Origin of the sequence: Paenibacillus rhizolycopersici (assembly GCF_014947195.2) — a bacterium.
Lineage (GTDB): Bacteria > Bacillota > Bacilli > Paenibacillales > Paenibacillaceae > Fontibacillus > Fontibacillus rhizolycopersici.
In genome coordinates, this window is the sequence record NZ_JADCNN020000001.1 from 136,039 (window position 1) to 152,241 (window position 16,203).

17 protein-coding genes are annotated in these 16,203 nt (G+C 54.9%); 14 read left to right on the top strand and 3 right to left on the bottom strand.

Annotation, left to right across the window (positions count from 1 at the left end; all coding sequences use genetic code 11):
- Positions 1 to 58 precede the first annotated feature (58 nt).
- From IM700_RS00620 to ssuE, 11 genes are all read left to right on the top strand, one after another.
- On the top strand, positions 59 to 967 hold the full coding sequence (locus tag IM700_RS00620) for a LysR family transcriptional regulator (protein ID WP_193415691.1): 909 nt from the start codon (positions 59 to 61) through the stop codon (positions 965 to 967).
- A gap of 102 nt (positions 968 to 1,069) precedes the next feature.
- Positions 1,070 to 1,903 carry a transporter substrate-binding domain-containing protein gene (locus IM700_RS00625; protein ID WP_193415690.1) on the top strand — a complete coding sequence of 278 codons (834 nt, stop codon included), beginning with the start codon at positions 1,070 to 1,072 and terminating at the stop codon, positions 1,901 to 1,903.
- Between the two features lie 30 nt (positions 1,904 to 1,933).
- Entirely contained in the window at positions 1,934 to 2,719 is a 786-nt protein-coding gene (locus IM700_RS00630) for an ABC transporter permease subunit (RefSeq protein ID WP_193415689.1), read from the top strand.
- Positions 2,716 to 3,426, top strand: a complete 711-nt coding sequence (locus IM700_RS00635; protein ID WP_193415688.1) for an amino acid ABC transporter permease — start codon at positions 2,716 to 2,718, stop codon at positions 3,424 to 3,426. Before IM700_RS00630 ends, IM700_RS00635 begins: the two co-directional genes overlap by 4 nt.
- The gene (locus IM700_RS00640) at positions 3,423 to 4,175 is read left to right on the top strand and encodes an amino acid ABC transporter ATP-binding protein (protein ID WP_193415687.1); all 753 of its coding nucleotides are present in this window, start codon (positions 3,423 to 3,425) and stop codon (positions 4,173 to 4,175) included. Before IM700_RS00635 ends, IM700_RS00640 begins: the two co-directional genes overlap by 4 nt.
- A gap of 14 nt (positions 4,176 to 4,189) precedes the next feature.
- Positions 4,190 to 5,206, top strand: a complete 1,017-nt coding sequence (locus IM700_RS00645) for an LLM class flavin-dependent oxidoreductase (protein ID WP_193415686.1) — start codon at positions 4,190 to 4,192, stop codon at positions 5,204 to 5,206.
- A gap of 2 nt (positions 5,207 to 5,208) precedes the next feature.
- Positions 5,209 to 6,408 (top strand): amidohydrolase, encoded by a 1,200-nt coding sequence (locus IM700_RS00650; RefSeq protein ID WP_193415685.1) that lies wholly within the window; start codon positions 5,209 to 5,211, stop codon positions 6,406 to 6,408.
- On the top strand, positions 6,405 to 7,607 hold the full coding sequence (gene solA, locus IM700_RS00655; protein WP_193415684.1) for an N-methyl-L-tryptophan oxidase: 1,203 nt from the start codon (positions 6,405 to 6,407) through the stop codon (positions 7,605 to 7,607). The genes IM700_RS00650 and solA overlap by 4 nt, the downstream gene beginning before the upstream one ends.
- Positions 7,604 to 8,071 carry a DinB family protein gene (locus IM700_RS00660; RefSeq protein WP_193415683.1) on the top strand — a complete coding sequence of 156 codons (468 nt, stop codon included), beginning with the start codon at positions 7,604 to 7,606 and terminating at the stop codon, positions 8,069 to 8,071. The genes solA and IM700_RS00660 overlap by 4 nt, the downstream gene beginning before the upstream one ends.
- A gap of 54 nt (positions 8,072 to 8,125) precedes the next feature.
- Positions 8,126 to 9,466: an LLM class flavin-dependent oxidoreductase gene (locus IM700_RS00665; protein ID WP_193415682.1), complete on the top strand. Its 1,341-nt coding sequence runs from the start codon at positions 8,126 to 8,128 to the stop codon at positions 9,464 to 9,466.
- A 20-nt stretch (positions 9,467 to 9,486) separates the two neighbouring features.
- Positions 9,487 to 10,071, top strand: a complete 585-nt coding sequence (ssuE, locus tag IM700_RS00670; RefSeq protein WP_193415681.1) for an NADPH-dependent FMN reductase — start codon at positions 9,487 to 9,489, stop codon at positions 10,069 to 10,071.
- Positions 10,072 to 10,399: 328 nt separating this feature from the next.
- On the opposite strand, the gene IM700_RS00675 is transcribed toward ssuE, so the two are convergent.
- The gene (locus tag IM700_RS00675; protein ID WP_155608334.1) at positions 10,400 to 10,648 is read right to left on the bottom strand and encodes a spore coat protein; all 249 of its coding nucleotides are present in this window, start codon (positions 10,646 to 10,648) and stop codon (positions 10,400 to 10,402) included.
- Between the two features lie 16 nt (positions 10,649 to 10,664).
- Positions 10,665 to 10,850 carry a hypothetical protein gene (locus IM700_RS00680; protein ID WP_155608333.1) on the bottom strand — a complete coding sequence of 62 codons (186 nt, stop codon included), beginning with the start codon at positions 10,848 to 10,850 and terminating at the stop codon, positions 10,665 to 10,667.
- A 406-nt stretch (positions 10,851 to 11,256) separates the two neighbouring features.
- On the opposite strand from IM700_RS00680, the gene IM700_RS00685 reads away from it, so the two are divergent.
- Positions 11,257 to 12,909 (top strand): methyl-accepting chemotaxis protein, encoded by a 1,653-nt coding sequence (locus IM700_RS00685; protein ID WP_239483506.1) that lies wholly within the window; start codon positions 11,257 to 11,259, stop codon positions 12,907 to 12,909.
- 124 nt (positions 12,910 to 13,033) lie between these two features.
- A complete protein-coding gene (locus IM700_RS00690; protein WP_193415679.1) occupies positions 13,034 to 13,618 on the top strand; it encodes a TetR/AcrR family transcriptional regulator in 585 nt (194 codons plus the stop codon).
- Between the two features lie 63 nt (positions 13,619 to 13,681).
- On the opposite strand, the gene IM700_RS00695 is transcribed toward IM700_RS00690, so the two are convergent.
- Positions 13,682 to 15,577 carry an FAD-binding protein gene (locus tag IM700_RS00695; RefSeq protein ID WP_193415678.1) on the bottom strand — a complete coding sequence of 632 codons (1,896 nt, stop codon included), beginning with the start codon at positions 15,575 to 15,577 and terminating at the stop codon, positions 13,682 to 13,684.
- A 200-nt stretch (positions 15,578 to 15,777) separates the two neighbouring features.
- On the opposite strand from IM700_RS00695, the gene IM700_RS00700 reads away from it, so the two are divergent.
- The gene (locus IM700_RS00700; RefSeq protein ID WP_193415880.1) at positions 15,778 to 16,191 is read left to right on the top strand and encodes an NUDIX domain-containing protein; all 414 of its coding nucleotides are present in this window, start codon (positions 15,778 to 15,780) and stop codon (positions 16,189 to 16,191) included.
- Positions 16,192 to 16,203 lie beyond the last annotated feature (12 nt).

Genomic DNA, 16,203 nt, shown 5'->3' on the forward strand with positions numbered 1-16,203 from the left:
AAAACCATCTATATAGATTGGGATAGTGAGATATATAGGGGCAAAGGGAGGGGTCTTTTTGAACATCGATCATATCGAGGCGTTTGTTTACATTAATCATTACGGTAGCTTCAACAAAGCTGCGGAGGTGCTGTTTCTTTCACAGCCGACGGTAACCGCGCGAATTCAATCGCTCGAACGGGAGCTGGATACCCGGTTGTTCGATCGCTTGGGGAAACAGATTCAATTGACGGACAAAGGCAAACAATTCCTTCCTTACGCCCAGCAAATCCTCCAGACATATCAAAAGGGGAAACATCATCTTCACTCCCAGCCGGGTACCCCCGAGGAGCTTCGGATCGGCAGCACCGTATCTGTGTCCAATTACTTGATGCCGCATTTGCTTATGCTCCTGCATCAACGCTTCCCGTTGATCAACTTCAAAGTGACAACCGGCCCGACGGACGTCCTTGCGGCGAAGCTGATGACCAAGGAAATCAACTTGGCTTTCGCGCGCAAGCAAATGAGCCCGGCCTTTCAATCCTATCCCTTCTATAATGACCCCATCCGACTTTACGTCTATAAGGATCACCCGCTTGCCGCGGCCGAAAGTGTATCCATCCGTGACATCCGGCGGGAACCCCTCATATTCTTCGAGTGCGGCTCCCTCGACTGGATGCGGATTCACCGCGCCTTCGAAAGTCTGGAGCAGCCGCCGAACATCCTGTTTCAAGTCGACAATGCCGAGACCGCCAAGAAACTCGTGTTAAGCCGGGCCGGGATATGCTTTCTTCCCGGTTTGTCTGCCAGACAAGAAGTACAGGAGGGAAGTCTCGTCCCGGTAGACATCCTCGAGACGGCAGGCATCTCCTTGCAAACCCACCTGATTTCCCTCAGCGGCGAAAACAACATCTTTATGGACGCTTTATTGGAACTAGGTGTTCCTCCCATCAACGATTTGCATGTACCCATAGAAAAACTCGATTAGACGCGTAACAAAAATCACAGTAAAGTAGTGTCAGCATAATCCTGACTAAACTTATAGGGATTGTTAACTAAGAAAATAGGAAATAGGGAAGGGGTTAGGGACATGAAGAGATGGTTAAGTGCCGCGGTCGTGCTTGTGTTAACGGGAGTGTTGGCAGGATGCGGAGCGGGGTCGTCCGGTGGGACGGAATCGAAGGACGCGGCGGCGAGCGCAGCTTCGGGGGAAATTAAGAAAATCATCGTGGGTACGGGCACGGGTTTTCCAAAGGTATGCTTTATCGACGAGAACGGGAAGTTAACCGGGTTTGACGTTGAACTTGTTCGCGAAATCGATAACCGTCTGGCAGAATATGAATTCGAGTTCCAGACCCAGGAGTTTTCCAACCTGTTGCTAAGTCTGGAGACGAAGAAGATCGATTTTGTCGCCCACGAAATGGAGAAGAATCCGGAGCGAACCGAGAAGTATTTGTTCAACAAAGAGCCTTACGCCCACTGGAGAAACAAAATCATCGTCGCCAAGGACAACGATACGATTCATTCGCTAGACGATTTGAAGGGGAAGAAGGTGCTGACCTCGGCAACCAGCGCGCAGGCGCAAATTTTAGAGAACTACAATAAGGAAAATAACAATGCCATCGAGATCGTATATCAGAACGGTGCGGCTAACGATACGGTTAGCCAGCTCACCTCTGGCCGGGTGGATGCCACGCTGGGAGCGGACTTCTCGCTTTCGCTGATCGACCCTCAAGGGAAGCTGAAGACGACTGGGGAGGAGCTCTCGCAAGCCGATATTCTCTTCGTCTTCCGCAAAGACGATCCCGATGGACAGAAGCTGTCGGATGCCATCGACGAGGTGATCAAGGAATTGAAAGCGGATGGTACGTTAGGCAAGTTAAGTAAAGAATGGCTCGGTGACGACTTTACCTCGGATAACTAATCAACATGACGGGAGAGGAGGGGGACTTTCGTGGGGGCACCGTTTGATTTTTCTTTCGTGATCGGCGCCTTTTCGAAGCTGTGGTCGACGCTGGGCGTGACCTTGCTGATTGTGGGCGGATCATTACTGACGGGGATTGTTATCGGATTTCTGATTGCACTCCCCAGGCTTTACAGGATCCCGGTGTTGGATTCGTTTTCGAAGGTTTACGTTTCTTTTTTCAGAGGGACGCCGATTTTGATCCAATTGTTCCTGTTCTACTATGGCTTGCCGGAGTTGTTGAAGTTCGCCCACTTGGATATCTCCCGCGCCCCCGTGTTGTTCTTCGTCATTTTGACCTACGGCTTGCACACCGGAGCCTTTATGTCGGAGACGATCCGCGCTTCGGTTATGGCCGTGGACCGGGGGCAGGTCGAAGCGGCTTATGCCATCGGGATGAAGGGGCTTCAGGCGTTCACAAGAATCGTATTGCCGCAGGCGCTGGCGGTTGCGGTGCCGGTATTTTCCAATATGGTGATTGCCTTGTTGAAAGATACATCGCTGGCGTTTACGCTCGGCGTCATGGAGTTAACCGGTAAGGCACAGACGCTAGGCGCGCTTACCCAGCATTTTATTGAAGCGTATCTGGCTCTGGCGTTCATTTATCTGGTCGTGAGCTTCACGCTGGAGAAGCTGCTGCGGGCAGCCGAACGGCGTTTGCTGAAGCATGAGCAGCCGGATGGGGCGGAGAGAAGAAGATTTCGCATCGAGCGGAAGCCATCGATCCGTGGCATGTTCGCCGGAATCGGCGCGGAGAAGGGAGGCGCAAAACTATGAAAATCGACCCCTCGTTCATCTGGACCGCGTTCCTTCATCTGTTGTCAGCGATTCCTACCACGTTGCTGATTACCGCCGTATCCGTCTCGGTCGGCTTTGTGATCGGGGTGATCACCGCGTTGTTCCGGCTGTATCGGGTGCCTGTGTTGGGTCAGCTTTCTACCGCCTATGTCACTTTTATTCGCGGAACGCCGATGCTGACGCACTTACTGCTCATTTACTTCGGCTTGCCGGTGATCCTTGACGGCTTGTCCGCCTCGTTCGGCTGGGGGTTCAAATCCGCCTCCATTCCGATGATCGCTTTTGCCTTCATTTCATTCTCCATCACGGCCGGAGCTTATATGTCCGAGGTGGTCCGCTCGGGGGTGCTGGCGGTGAACCGCGGGCAGATCGAGGCGGCTTATTCCGTCGGGATGACGACGTTTCAGGCGCTGCGGCGGATCGTGTTCCCTCAGGCGCTGGCGGTCAGCCTCCCGAACCTGTCGAACTCGGCGATCGGGATGCTGCACGGCTCGACGCTCGCTTTCACCGTCTCCGTCGTGGACATTAACGCCAAAGCGCAAATCGTCGCCTCGACCAACTGGAAGTTTTTTGAAGCCTATTTGGCGGCGGCGTTGATATTCTGGGGGCTAACCGTCTTGATTGAACGTCTGACTGCCCAGATCGAGAAACGAATCCAAATCTACAATCGAGGGGGAGTGGCATGATTCAGCTTCGTCACATTTCTAAGTCCTTTGGGCGCCAGCAGGTGTTAAAGTCGATTGATCTGACGGTGAACCAAGGCGATGTCGTAGTCATTTTGGGTCCGAGTGGTTCCGGCAAAACAACGCTTCTGCGATGCATCAACTACCTGGAGAAACCCAGCGGCGGCGAGATTGCGATCGGTGACTTCCAACTGAGCTGCAACCAGGCGACGAAGAAAGACATCCATGCCCTCCGCCAAAAGTCGGCGATGGTGTTTCAACAATATAACTTGTTTAAGCATAAGACTGCGCTGGAGAACGTGATGGAAGGTCTGGTCATCGTCAAAAAAATGCCGAAGGAAGAAGCCAAAGCCCGCAGCATTGAGCTGTTGGAGAAAGTTGGTCTGGCCAGCAAGCTGGGCGCCTATCCGAGCCAGTTGTCGGGAGGGCAGCAGCAACGGGTGGGCATTGCCCGGGCACTGGCCTTGGAGCCGGAGGTGATTCTTTTCGACGAACCTACGTCGGCTCTGGATCCCGAGCTTGTCGGCGAAGTGCTGGAGGTCATTCGCAAGATCGCCAGAGAAGGGATTACGATGATCGTCGTGACCCATGAGATGGGGTTTGCCCGGGACGTGGCCAACCATGCCGTGTTCATGGACGGCGGCGTGATCGTCGAGGAGGGGAGTCCGACGGAGCTGCTGTACCATCCACGCGAAGAACGGACGAAGCAGTTCCTGAAACGAATTACCCCCGAGCTCAGCTATAGCATTTAGGAGGCGAAAGAGAGATGGGACTAACGATAAGCGTGTTGGATCAAAGCCCGATTTACCCGGGAGAAACGGCGGAGCAGGCGTTTGCGCATACCGTTGTACTGGCCCGAAAAGCCGAGGAGTTGGGGTTCCGGCGGTTTTGGGTGTCGGAGCATCATGATTCGGAGCAGGTGGCCGGTTCCTCGCCGGAGGTGCTGATCTCCTACCTTTTAGCCAAAACGAACACGATCCGCATCGGCTCCGGTGGCGTGATGCTGCAGCATTACAGTCCATACAAAGTGGCGGAGAACTTTAACGTGTTGGCTTCTCTGGAGCCGGGGCGGGTGGACCTTGGCGTCGGCCGGGCCCCCGGAGGATTGCCGAAGAGCACGCAGGCCTTGCAGCAAGGTTCGCGAGAGTCGGCTTCGTTAACGGACAAAATCGTAGAGCTGCGCAAATACGTGCAGGACCGTCTGGAGGCGGATCATCCGTTGGCCGGATTGCGCGCTGCCCCTCACCCGGCGCAGGCCCCCGAGCTTTACGTGCTCGGAGCAAGCGTGGACAGTGCGAAAGTCGCAGCAGGGCTTGGCTTGCCTTATGTATTTTCCCTGTTCATTAACGGGGATCCGGCGATCGCGCTCCAGGCGATCCAAACATACCGGCAGAGCTTTGATACGTCGCACGGTTCGGAGCCTCAAGTCATCCTGGCGTTGTCCCTCGTCGTCGCCGAATCCGAAGCGGAAGCTGCCGAACTTGCCGGCAAGCAGAAGGTCGTGAAGGTGCGGCTGGACAGTGGCAGAACGGTGACGCTCGGCACGCGGGAGCAAGCGGAAGAGTTTGGCCGCCAAGCGGGAGAGTCTTATACGATTGAGGAGCAGGATCCCTGGATTGTCAAAGGCACCAAGGAAGTTGTCCGTGAGCAGCTATTGGCGTTGCAGCGGGACACGGGCATCGAGGAAATGATCGTGACCAGCAATATCAGCCCTTTTGAGAAGCGCGTCCGCTCCTTTGAACTGCTTCACGACGCTTTGGTCGAAGTGAAGGCAGAGGCGTAACCATGACCAACGATATTTTTACGATTCAAGGGACGTCCGGGATTGCGGCAGAACGGTTCGTGGAGATTCGCCGTGAGCTGCACCGGTACCCGGAGCTGTCGAACGAGGAAATCGAGACGACCCGCCGTATCCGTGGATGGCTGGAGGAAGCGGACATCCGGATCCTGGACGTTCCGCTGGCGACGGGGCTGGTCGCGGAGGTCGGTGGGCTCCAGGAGGGGCCAGTCATCGCGCTTCGGGCGGACATCGACGCGCTGCCGATTCAGGAGGAGACAGGGCTCCCGTTTGCCTCGACGCATCCCGGCAAGATGCATGCCTGCGGGCATGATTTCCATACCGCCGCCCTGATCGGCGCGGCGCATGCGCTTAAAGCCCGAGAGTCGCAACTGAAGGGCACGGTCCGGCTGATCTTCCAGCCGGCCGAGGAGAAAGCCAAAGGCGCGCGCCAGGTCATCGACAGCGGCGCCTTGATAGGGGTGCAGGCTATCTTCGGCATGCACAATAAGCCGGATCTTCCCGTCGGGACGATCGGGATCAAGAGCGGTCCGCTGATGGCCGCCGCCGACGGCTTTGTTGTTGAGATCGCCGGGCGGGGGACCCATGCAGCCGTGCCGGAAGCCGGCAACGATCCGATCGTCACCGCCGCGCATCTCGTGACGGCGCTGCAAACAATCATCAGCCGGAATGTCGGCTCCTTGGAAAGTGCCGTCATCAGCGTCACGAGGCTGCATAGCGGCACAGCCTGGAACGTCGTCCCCGAATCGGCGCTGCTGGAGGGAACGATCCGGACCTTCGACGAGGAGGTGCGGCGGCGGGTACTGGAGCGTTTCGAAGAAGTTGTTCAGGGAGTGGCGGCTGCGTTTGGCACAACGGCCGCTGTCCGCTGGATCGAAGGGCCGCCGCCCGTGTTAAACGACGCTGCGCTGGCAGAGCTCGGGCTGGCGGCGGCGGAGGCGTCAGGGTACCTGACCGTTACGCCGGTTCCGTCGCCTGCGGGAGAGGATTTTTCCTTCTATCAGCGGAAAATTCCCGGTCTCTTCGTCTTCATGGGGACGGATGGACCGCGGGAATGGCATCACCCGGCCTTCGATCTTGACGAGCGGGCCATTCCGGTAAGCATTGGCTTCTTCGTGAAGCTGGCGGAGCTGGCCCTGAACGGTCTGGATCAGGAGGACGGCCGGAGGGAAGGTGCATCCCGATGAGTACGCACGCCTCTTATGACGTCATTGTCGTCGGCGCGGGCTCCATGGGGATGAGCGCCGGTTATTATCTGGCCCGCAAGGGTCTCCGGACGCTGCTGATCGACGCCTTTGATCCTCCGCACCGGGAGGGCAGCCATCACGGCGAGCCCCGACTGATCCGGCATGCCTACAGCGGAGATCCCTTGTATACGGAATTGGCAATTCGAGCTCATCGGTTATGGAATGACGTGGAGGAGCAAACCGGGACCCGTCTGCTGGAGCCGTCCGGCGTGTTAAATCTTGCGGATCGCGGGCTGTATTCCTTCAAGCCGCGAATCGCGCAATCGGAGGCGCTGGGCGTCCGCACTGAATGGCTGGACGCGGCGGAAATCCGCGCGCGCTGGCCGGAGTTGACGATTCCGGATTCGTTTGAGGCGATGTACGAACCGGACGCCGGGTATTTGTACAGCGAGCGATGCATCGAGGCGTACCGCAAGCTGGCTTTGAGGCAAGGCGCGGAGCTGCTGCCGTACTCCATCGTTCGAGAGGTGAAAGTGCACGGCGGAGAAGGCGGCGTTACGGTATATACGGCGGACGACAAGTTCCACGCGGGGGCCGTTCTGCTTGCTGCCGGAGCGTGGTTCAGCACGTTGGCTCCATTCGTCGACCTCCCCATTCGCGCTGTACGCAAGGGGGTCGGATGGTTCGAAACCTCCGGACCTGGTTTTGACGCGGGACGGTTTCCGGGGTTTACGCTGGGGACGCCGGAAGGCGGATACTACGGATTTCCGAGCATCGGTGGAGCCGGCCTGAAGATTGGCCGCCACGACGGAGGTCTTCCTTGGGCACCGGGTGAGACATTGGCTCCGTTCGGCGCCCATCCGGAGGATGAGGATGATCTGCGCCGTGTTCTCGAGGCTTACTTCCCGGGGGCGGCTGGCCGCCTGAAGCAAGGTGCGGCCTGCAAATACGAGCTGACGCCGGACGAGGACTTCATCATCGACCGGCACCCGGAACACCCGCAGGTTTGGGTGGCGGGCGGATTTTCCGGACACGGCTTCAAATTTGCCAGCGTAGTCGGGGAACTGCTCGCGGACTTCATAGGAGATGGGAAGGCCGGTTACTCCCTGCGGCCTTTTGCGCTCGATCGTTTCGTTCAGCCAGCCCCACTGGGGGGAGTAGGGAGGAAGCTTGATTTTGAATCGGAGGGGATCAAATGACCCAAGTCAATTTTGAAGCATTTTTGAATACGCACGGGCAACTCATCTCGGCGATCGATGGCCTGAGCGAGGAACAGACGGTATGGAAGCCGAAGCCGGAGAGCTGGAGCGTACTGGAGGTGTTGTCCCATTTGGTGGATCACAGCATCGTCATCTCCTTCCGGATCCGGGATATTCTGGCGGAGACGGAGGCCCGGCTGCCGGCTTTTAACCAAGATGCCTGGGTCAGCGGCCAATATGCCAACTCGGGTAACGTAGCCGATGTGTTGCAGGCTTTCCATGCGCTCCTGCTGTACAACAGTCTGCTGCTCAGCCGCTTGGATGCGGCCGACCTGAAGAAAACCGGAGTGAATGCCAAAGGGGAAACCGTCGCCATTACGGATATCGTGGAGGGTTTTACCCGCCACGTGCAGCGCCACTTGGAGCAAATTAATCGGATCAAACAAGCAGCCGAAGTCGCCTAAGCCAGGGGAAGAAACAAAGTAAGTTATATCAAATCGATAAGGAGGAACGAAATGATGGCAAAGCAAAAACAACTCAAATTGGGCGCGTTACTGCACGGGGTAGGTGGAGGGACCTCTTTGTGGCGACATCCGGAAGTGCAACCTGATGCCAGCATCAATATTGACGTCTATAAACATTGGGTGCAAAAAGCGGAGGCGGGCAAATTCGATCTGGTGTTTATCGCAGACGGTTTATATATCACGGAGAAATCGATCCCCCATTTCTTGAATCGTTTTGAGCCGTTAACGCTCCTTAGCGCCCTGGCTGCGGTCAGTAAGCATGTCGGCCTGGTCGGGACGTTATCCACTTCGTACAGCGAGCCGTTCACCGTCTCCCGTCAGTTCGCCTCCCTGGATCGGATTAGCGGCGGCCGTGCAGGCTGGAATATCGTGACTTCCCCCTTGGAAGGCTCCGCGCTCAACTATGGAAAGAAAGAGCATCCGGATCATGCCAAACGTTACCGGATTGCCACCGAGTTTCTGGAGGTTGCCCGCGGCCTGTGGGATTCGTGGGAGGATGACGCTTTCGTACGGAATAAGGAGACAGGGGTGTTTTTCGATCCGGACAAAATGCACACGCTCAATCATGTCGGGGAGTTCTTCTCGGTGAAGGGGCCGCTCAATATTGCCCGTTCCAAGCAGGGGCAGCCGGTAATCTTCCAGGCAGGCTCCTCTGAGGTCGGCAAAAATTATGCGGCAAAGCATGCGGACTCCGTGTTCACGGGACATGAAACGATTGAGGACGCGCAAGCCTTTTATCAAGACGTGAAGTCCCGCGCCGCTTCGTTCGGACGCAATCCGGACGAAGTCTTGATCTTCCCGGGCATCAGCCCGATCCTTGGCCGCACGCCGGAGGAGGCGGAACGCAAGTATCAAGAGGTCGCCAGCCTGGTGACGATTGAGAATGCCTTGGATTATTTGGGACGGTTCTTCGAGCACCACGACTTCTCCCAATACCCACTTGACGAGCCGTTTCCGGAACTCGGCGATTTGGGCAAAAACAGCTTCCAAAGCGGCACGGACAAAATCAAAAAAGACGCCAAGGAAAAAGGGCTGACGCTGCGACAAGTGGCGCTGCAGGCTGCAACGCCGCGCGGCGGCTTCATCGGTACGCCGGAACAGGTCGCGGACCGCATTCAGGCCTGGTTCGAAGGAGAGGCTGCCGACGGATTCATGATTGCCTCCGCCGTTCCGAACGGCTTAGAAGAATTCGTCGATCTGGTTGTTCCGATTTTGCAGGAGCGCGGCCTGTTCCGGACGGATTACGAAAGCGATACGCTGCGCGGGAACCTGGGCTTGCCGGTTCCGGAGAACCGGTATACGTTGGAGCGCCAAAAAGCGGTAGCTAAGGCTTAAGGGAAAGGAGGGAGAGAGTTATGTCTAGAGTGACCATTATTGCAGGGAGCCCAACCCCAGGTTCGCGGTTGTTTGGATTAACGGATTACGTGCGGGAACGACTGATCCAAACGGGCAGTGCCATCGATAGGATTTCGGCTGCGGAACTGCCGGCGGAGGATTTGCTGCGGGCTAACTTCGGTAGCCCGGCCATAAAGGCGGCACTCGCTGCCGTCGAATCGGCGGATGCGGTCGTCATCGCGAGTCCAGTCTACAAAGCAGCCTACTCAGGCGCACTAAAGACGATCCTGGACTTAATCCCGCAAAAAGGGCTGCAGGGCAAAGTGGTACTGCCACTCTTTATCGGCGGGACAATCGCCCATTTGCTGGCGGTGGACTATGCTCTGAAACCGGTGGTCGCGGCACTTGGCGGGACGCATATCCTCAGCGGCGTGTTCGCCGTAGATCAGTGGGTCAGCCGTTTGGAGAACGCCGGAGGTTACGCGCTTGAGGAGCAGCTCCGTGAGCGGCTGGACGAGGCGGTTGCTGAGTTGAACTGGGAACTGGCCCGAGACCAGCTGGCGGCAAAGGAGCAGAAGCAGGGGCAAGTAGTGGGGCTAGGTTAATTTGATGAGATGGAGTACTCGTACTACCTATTTGTATTCGATTTTTCGCATACAAAATGTTTCGAAGGACCTCAAAACCGGATTCTATTCGTCTTTTCATATAGATTCTAGGCTTATGTCTTTCGGATGTGCTAATAAGTATGAAATTTCATATACAATTGGCTAATATCGCCGAAATTACTGAAACGTATTCGATTTTTCGCATACATCTGTGGCTTGTCCCCTCCTTTCGCCCTAAGGAGATAAAAACCGTAAAAAAGCTTCCTGCATCAAAAAGATGCGAGGAAGCTTTTTGCTACTTGTCGTGCTTCTGCAGGGGGACTCCTCTTCAGCTGCCAAGCTGCGACTTCACTTGCTGTACTTCCTGAGTGTCCGCCATCATCGCCGGCTGGTAGAAACCTTTGGACTCGGCCAGTTGGAACAGCTCGTATTGGGATTTTTCGCAATTGTCCCGGATTTGTTGAACGGTGGATCTCAGTTGGAGATTGGCGCACTCCGAAATGACGCTGCTGTAAGTAGTCAAGCTGCTCTTGACCATGGACAACGCGTCGTTCACCATTTCTTTATCTTGCATCATTGGTTAATGTTCCTCCCTAATTCAAAAATGACATCAGCTGTTGCTTGGTGTTCATCGCGTCTTGGGCCGATTTTTGAAAGTAGGCTTTGACCTGCGGATCGACGGACTGCTGCGCGTAGGTGAGCATTTTTTGATGTGCCGTTTCATGTGCGCCGATCAGGTGCCGCAGGCTCTGCAGCTCCTGTTGGTTGATTTGGGACATGTGATCTGCTCCTTTCATTTGGTATTCGCTGGTTATTGTCTGCGAAACCGGGACAAATATGCAATAAGCTCGTGATCCCCGAAAAAAAAGGTCAGGGTGGTGAATAATTGGTGACGGCCATTGGGGTAGCCGGGTTCCCTAGGATTTGTATTTTTTACACGCAGGACTTAGGTCCTCTATTCCGTGACATGTGAACTATTAAAATAGTCACTGTGATATTATTCATTTTGGTTAAAATTAGGAAGATAACATCGTTTGTATTAATTGACAATTATGCAAGCGTTGTTGAAGTCGTCCTTTATGTGAAAATAATATCAAAGGTGGAATTATAATGTTCAGGCTAGGAAATCCATTCCGATGGTTCAAGAGATTCAGATTTCGTTCGCTAATCGGCAAATTGGTGGGAATGATCGTGTTGCTAATGGTAGTATGCGCCGTTTCCTTCACTTTGGTGTCTTATTATGAGGTGCAAAGATCGATGACCAGCCAAATGAGAAGTGACGGGACCACCCTCGTAACGAATATCAAACGCGAGATCGTTAGCAACGAGCTGCTGGACATGGGCCAACTTCAGAAGGTATTCCAGACGATCAAAGAGGAGGGAAAAGGCAACATCGTGTATATCTCCCTCTCCGATGCGAAGGGGAATTTAATCGTGTCCGACAATAGCCGGACCCAGGAAGGGAACGATGCTGAGGCGACGGACGCTACGGCTTCGGCCTCGGCAACATCAACGAACACGGATTTAACCACCGTGGTTTCCAATCAGGAGACCCAAGGCAGTATCTTGGAAACGGCCGGCGGGGAGAAGGTTTATAACATCTCGACAGATTTTACATACAGCAAGGAGCTCTCCGGCGCACTAAATGTGGGGATCTCGCTGGAAAGCATGTATGGTCAGATCCGGGAAGCATTGAAAGAGACGATCTTTATTTCACTTGCAATTCTACTGTTAGCGGTTGCCTTGGGCTTGTTCATGGGACGCCGGATGATCCGGCCGATCACGATGATGTCCAAGCGTATCAAAAGCTATGCCGCCGGGGATTTCTCGGAGGAGTTCGTACATGATAGTGAGGATGAGATCGGGAGAATGGCGGCAGATTTGGCGCATATGCGCAGCAAGCTGGGCGGGATGATGGAGAACATCCAGCTTCGCGCGGGTCAGGTCACGTCCGGTTCGCAGCAGCTTTCGGTTATGATCGGGGAGAGCTCGCAGGCGGCAAAAGAAATTTCGACCGCGACGGATGCGCTGGCGGCGGGGTCGGGAGACCTGGCGTTAAACGCACAGGAAGGGTTGGAGCGGTTAAATCGATTGGCGGAGGAGATCATTTCGCTCACCGGGCGGGCAGATGAGATGAAGACCAGCATCGAGGAAACCCAAGAAGCGAACCAAACAACCATGACCAGCATGAAGCATTTGCAGAAGGCGATCCGCGAAAACGCGGAAGTAACCATCAATATCGAAGAGCAGGTCAACGATCTCAGCGATAAATCGGAAGCGATCACTCAGGTCACGACCGTGATCAAGGCGATCTCCGAGCAAACCAATCTGTTGGCGCTGAACGCTATGATTGAAAGCGCCAGAGCCGGAGAACAAGGACGTGGGTTCGCGGTCGTGGCGGAGCAGATCCGCAAGCTGGCCGAACAAACGACGGGTTCGGTGCAAGGGATCGAGGAGATGGTTCGGGAAGTGGCCGCCGCGGTTGCGAAAACCCGAGAGTTTATGCAGCAAGGTGCCGAGGTGATTACCCGCACAAGTGAGGTGTCGCAGGAAACCGGGAAGGCGTTCCGGCAAATCGACCAGACGATTCATCATATGATCGCAGGGATGCAGGAACTGATAGACGGCATCACTCAAGTCAATCACGACAAAAACGAAGTGATCGGCACCATCGAAAGCATCTCTTCCATCGCGCAGGAATCCACTGCGGCTACCGAGGAAATCTCCGCTTCCACTGAGCAGCAGCTGGCTAGCATGGAGCAGGTGTCCGCTTCGACCGGGGAGATGAAGGAAATCGCCGACGATTTGAATGGTTTGGTGGGACAATTTAAGTTCTAATTCGAAACCGCTGCCTGAAGTGTGCTGAACTTGCCTCCCAAGCAAAACATCCGTTACACTGGTACAAGAGTTGTAGAACGATAAGTTGCGGGTAGGATGATCATCGATAATGAGGGGCAAGCTCATGGGATTGAAAAAAAGGGAGCAGCAATCGCTGCTCACCAAAGAGAAAATTTTGCGGAATTCGATTGAGTTGATTACGGCCTATGGATACGACGAGGTCACGATCTCGCAGATTTGCCAGAAGAGCGAGGTGGCCAAGGGTTCATTCTATACCCATTTCAGCTCCAAGAGCGAGATTGCAATCGAAATTCTGAAGGACATTAACGTCCGTTTGTTCCACGGTCTGGAAGTTGATGTTACGCAGCCGGCAGAGCCGCAACTTCGGGAGTATACCCGGATGTATTTCCAAACGGTCATGGAATGCGGGCCGGCAATGTCGCGGGAGATCTTCAAAATCATCCATACGATTCAGTTCTCCAGCGGAGACGTGTCCGACTTGCATAACAGTTTTATTGAGCGTTATATTCGCCTGGGGCAAGAGCAGGAGGCTTTCCGCCAAGAGCTGAATCCGGAGAAAATCGGGCATTATTGGTCGGACGGCAACCTCGGTCTAGTCCGCTATTGGATCGCCGACAGCGAATGTTACGACTTGATGCAGGAAGGCATGGATTATTTCGAATTTATGATGAATGCGATCCGTTCATGAAATAACAACAACCCGTTTCCCCGCAATATCGCGGAGGAACGGGTTGCTTTGCTTGTATCCTTGTTATTTGTGGGAGGCCGCATGTTCACCGGCAATTCGGCCGGAGTTGACGGCAAAGGCCATCGTTAAGCCTTCCACATCCGGGTAGCTGTTGTCATACAAACCACCAGCATCGTTGCCAACAGCATAAAGGCCAGGAATGACTTTACCTTCTGCGGTCAAAGCCTGCAGGTCCTCATTAACGCGTACGCCGCCGATTGACCCATAGGTCGAACCGCTGACGCGGATGGCGTAGAACGGACCTTTTTCGATCTTATATTGAAGGTAAGCCGGGTCCTTGTAATACAATGTATCCTTTTTAGCTGCTACGGCTTGGTTATAGGTTTGTGCCGATGATTTCAGTTTCGCTGCGTTCATGCCGGTTTTGGCAGCCAAATCGTCCAGCGTTTTGCCGATGGCGACAACGCCGTCTTTGGCGAATGTTTCAAGATCAGACTGCAGATCTTTAATTGGAGCAGTCTTCAGCTTGGTAACGTCGTTGCGCCCTTGGGCAAATAAGCCGTCCCCATTGACTTGATAAGCGCCGCACAAACTGCTGCCCTCTTTGGTCAGCTTGTCCACGGTAGCTTGGTCAATCACGGCAAAATATTCGCCGCCCACGGAGTAAGCGGCATTTCCCCACAGCACGTTGTCATACACGACCCCTTCGTCCACGAACCGGGTGCCTTCTTTGTTCACCCAGAACAGCGGAAGGTCTTTAACGGTAAAGGTCGGACGGCCGTTGTAGTTTTCGAAGATCCCTTTGGTCCCCGACAGGTCGCCCAGGTGGATTTGGATCACGCCGCTGCCGATTTCGTCGGCACCGATCGCCCAGGCCATTTTCACGCCTTCGCCTTTGTTCCCCCACCCGTAATAGTTATAGTAGTTCACCTTCGTTTTCTCTTTGAACATCTCTTCATTGGCCCCGAATCCGCCGCTGGCCAGGATGACGTTTTTTGCCGTCACCTTCAGGATGCTGCCGTCCTCCATGGTGGCGGTGACGCCGATGACGCGGCCTTTGGCATCGGTGATCAACGATTGGCCGGTCGTATTGAAGCGGACGTCGACACCGAGTTCTTTTTGCATCCGTTCATGCAGCTTGGCAAAGTCTGCTTTCGCGTTCGTCCACAGGTGATACGTCTTTGGCGAATCGACGTGCAGCTTCTGGTTGACCCCAAGGCTCAGCCGCAATCCGATACCGTTGGCCTGCAGCCAATCAATCGTACTGCCCGATTTGTTGAGAACGGCCTTGAGCAGCGGGGCATTGCTGCGGTAATGGTTGTATTTCTCCAGATAGTTAAATAGGTATTCGGTCGTTACGGTTTCTCCGGCTTTCTTTTGCAGGGAGGTTTCCGTACCGGCGATGCCCATCGCGTAGTTTAAGAGACCGCCCATCGCGGAGGTTTTCTCCAGCACGATCACCTTCGCGCCGTTTTGAACTGCGGCCAGTGCAGCGGCCGTTCCCGATGTGCCGCCGCCAACGACGACGACGTCCGCCGTAGCGGTATGTACCTTGCCGCCCGTCGTAACCGTTTGCAAGTCGGAAGGCTTCAGGCCGGTTTGCGCCAGCGCCGCTTTAGCGGCAGCCATTACGGCGGCCGAGGTGTGGGATGCGCCGGCGATGCCGTCCAATTCAACGTTTTGCTTAGCTAACATTTGCTCTTCCAGCTTCTTCGCGGCCGCGCCCCCGACTTCCGGCGTTTCTTTGTCCGCTTGAATCGTCACTTTGGTGATTTTCTTGCCTTCGACGGTGAGCGTAACCTTGACGTCGCCGCCAAAGCCTTTTTCTGTCGCCGTGCCCGTCTTGTTGCTCGCAGCGGCATTGACATCGCTGACGGCTTTGCTACCGATTTGTGCGCCGCCGAGTACCAGCGCTAGGCCTAATAAGCCTGTCGTTACCGGCTTCATCCAAGATTTCATAGCCAAAACTCCCCTTCAATCTTGATTTGTCCGCGTTCGATGACCGAAGTCAGTGACCGTGGTCAGTATCAGAATAGCGCGATTCCTCGCGCATTAAAGTGAAATAATTCACAAAATAAGCAAAAGGTTTTTACTTTATAATAGAAACCGGCAATCTACTTGGGAGTGTAATGTTGAGAGGTGGAGGAGGCATGAAGACAATGGAGACGGCCGTCCCGCGGTTGGGGGTAGGTGCGGTGATTCGGAACGACCAGGGGGAGATCCTGATGGTGCTGCGCAATCGGGAACCGGAAAAGGACACTTGGAGCATCCCCGGCGGAAAAATCGATTTGTACGAAACGATGGAGCATGGTGTCGTGCGGGAAATCAAGGAAGAGGTAAACCTCGATATCGAGGTAACGGGGCTATTGTGTACGGCGGAGACGATTCGGCCGGAAAAGATGGAGCACTGGGTTTCGGTGATTTACGAAGCGGTGGTTGTCGGTGGTGAGCTTCGGAATATGGAGGAAGGGGGAGCTATCGGCGCGATGGAGTGGTTCCCTTTGAATCGTTTGCCGGACAAGCTGGCGAGTTTCACCGCGGCAGCAATTGAGGCGCTACAGAGAAAGGAGTAGGCTGGGACTGTA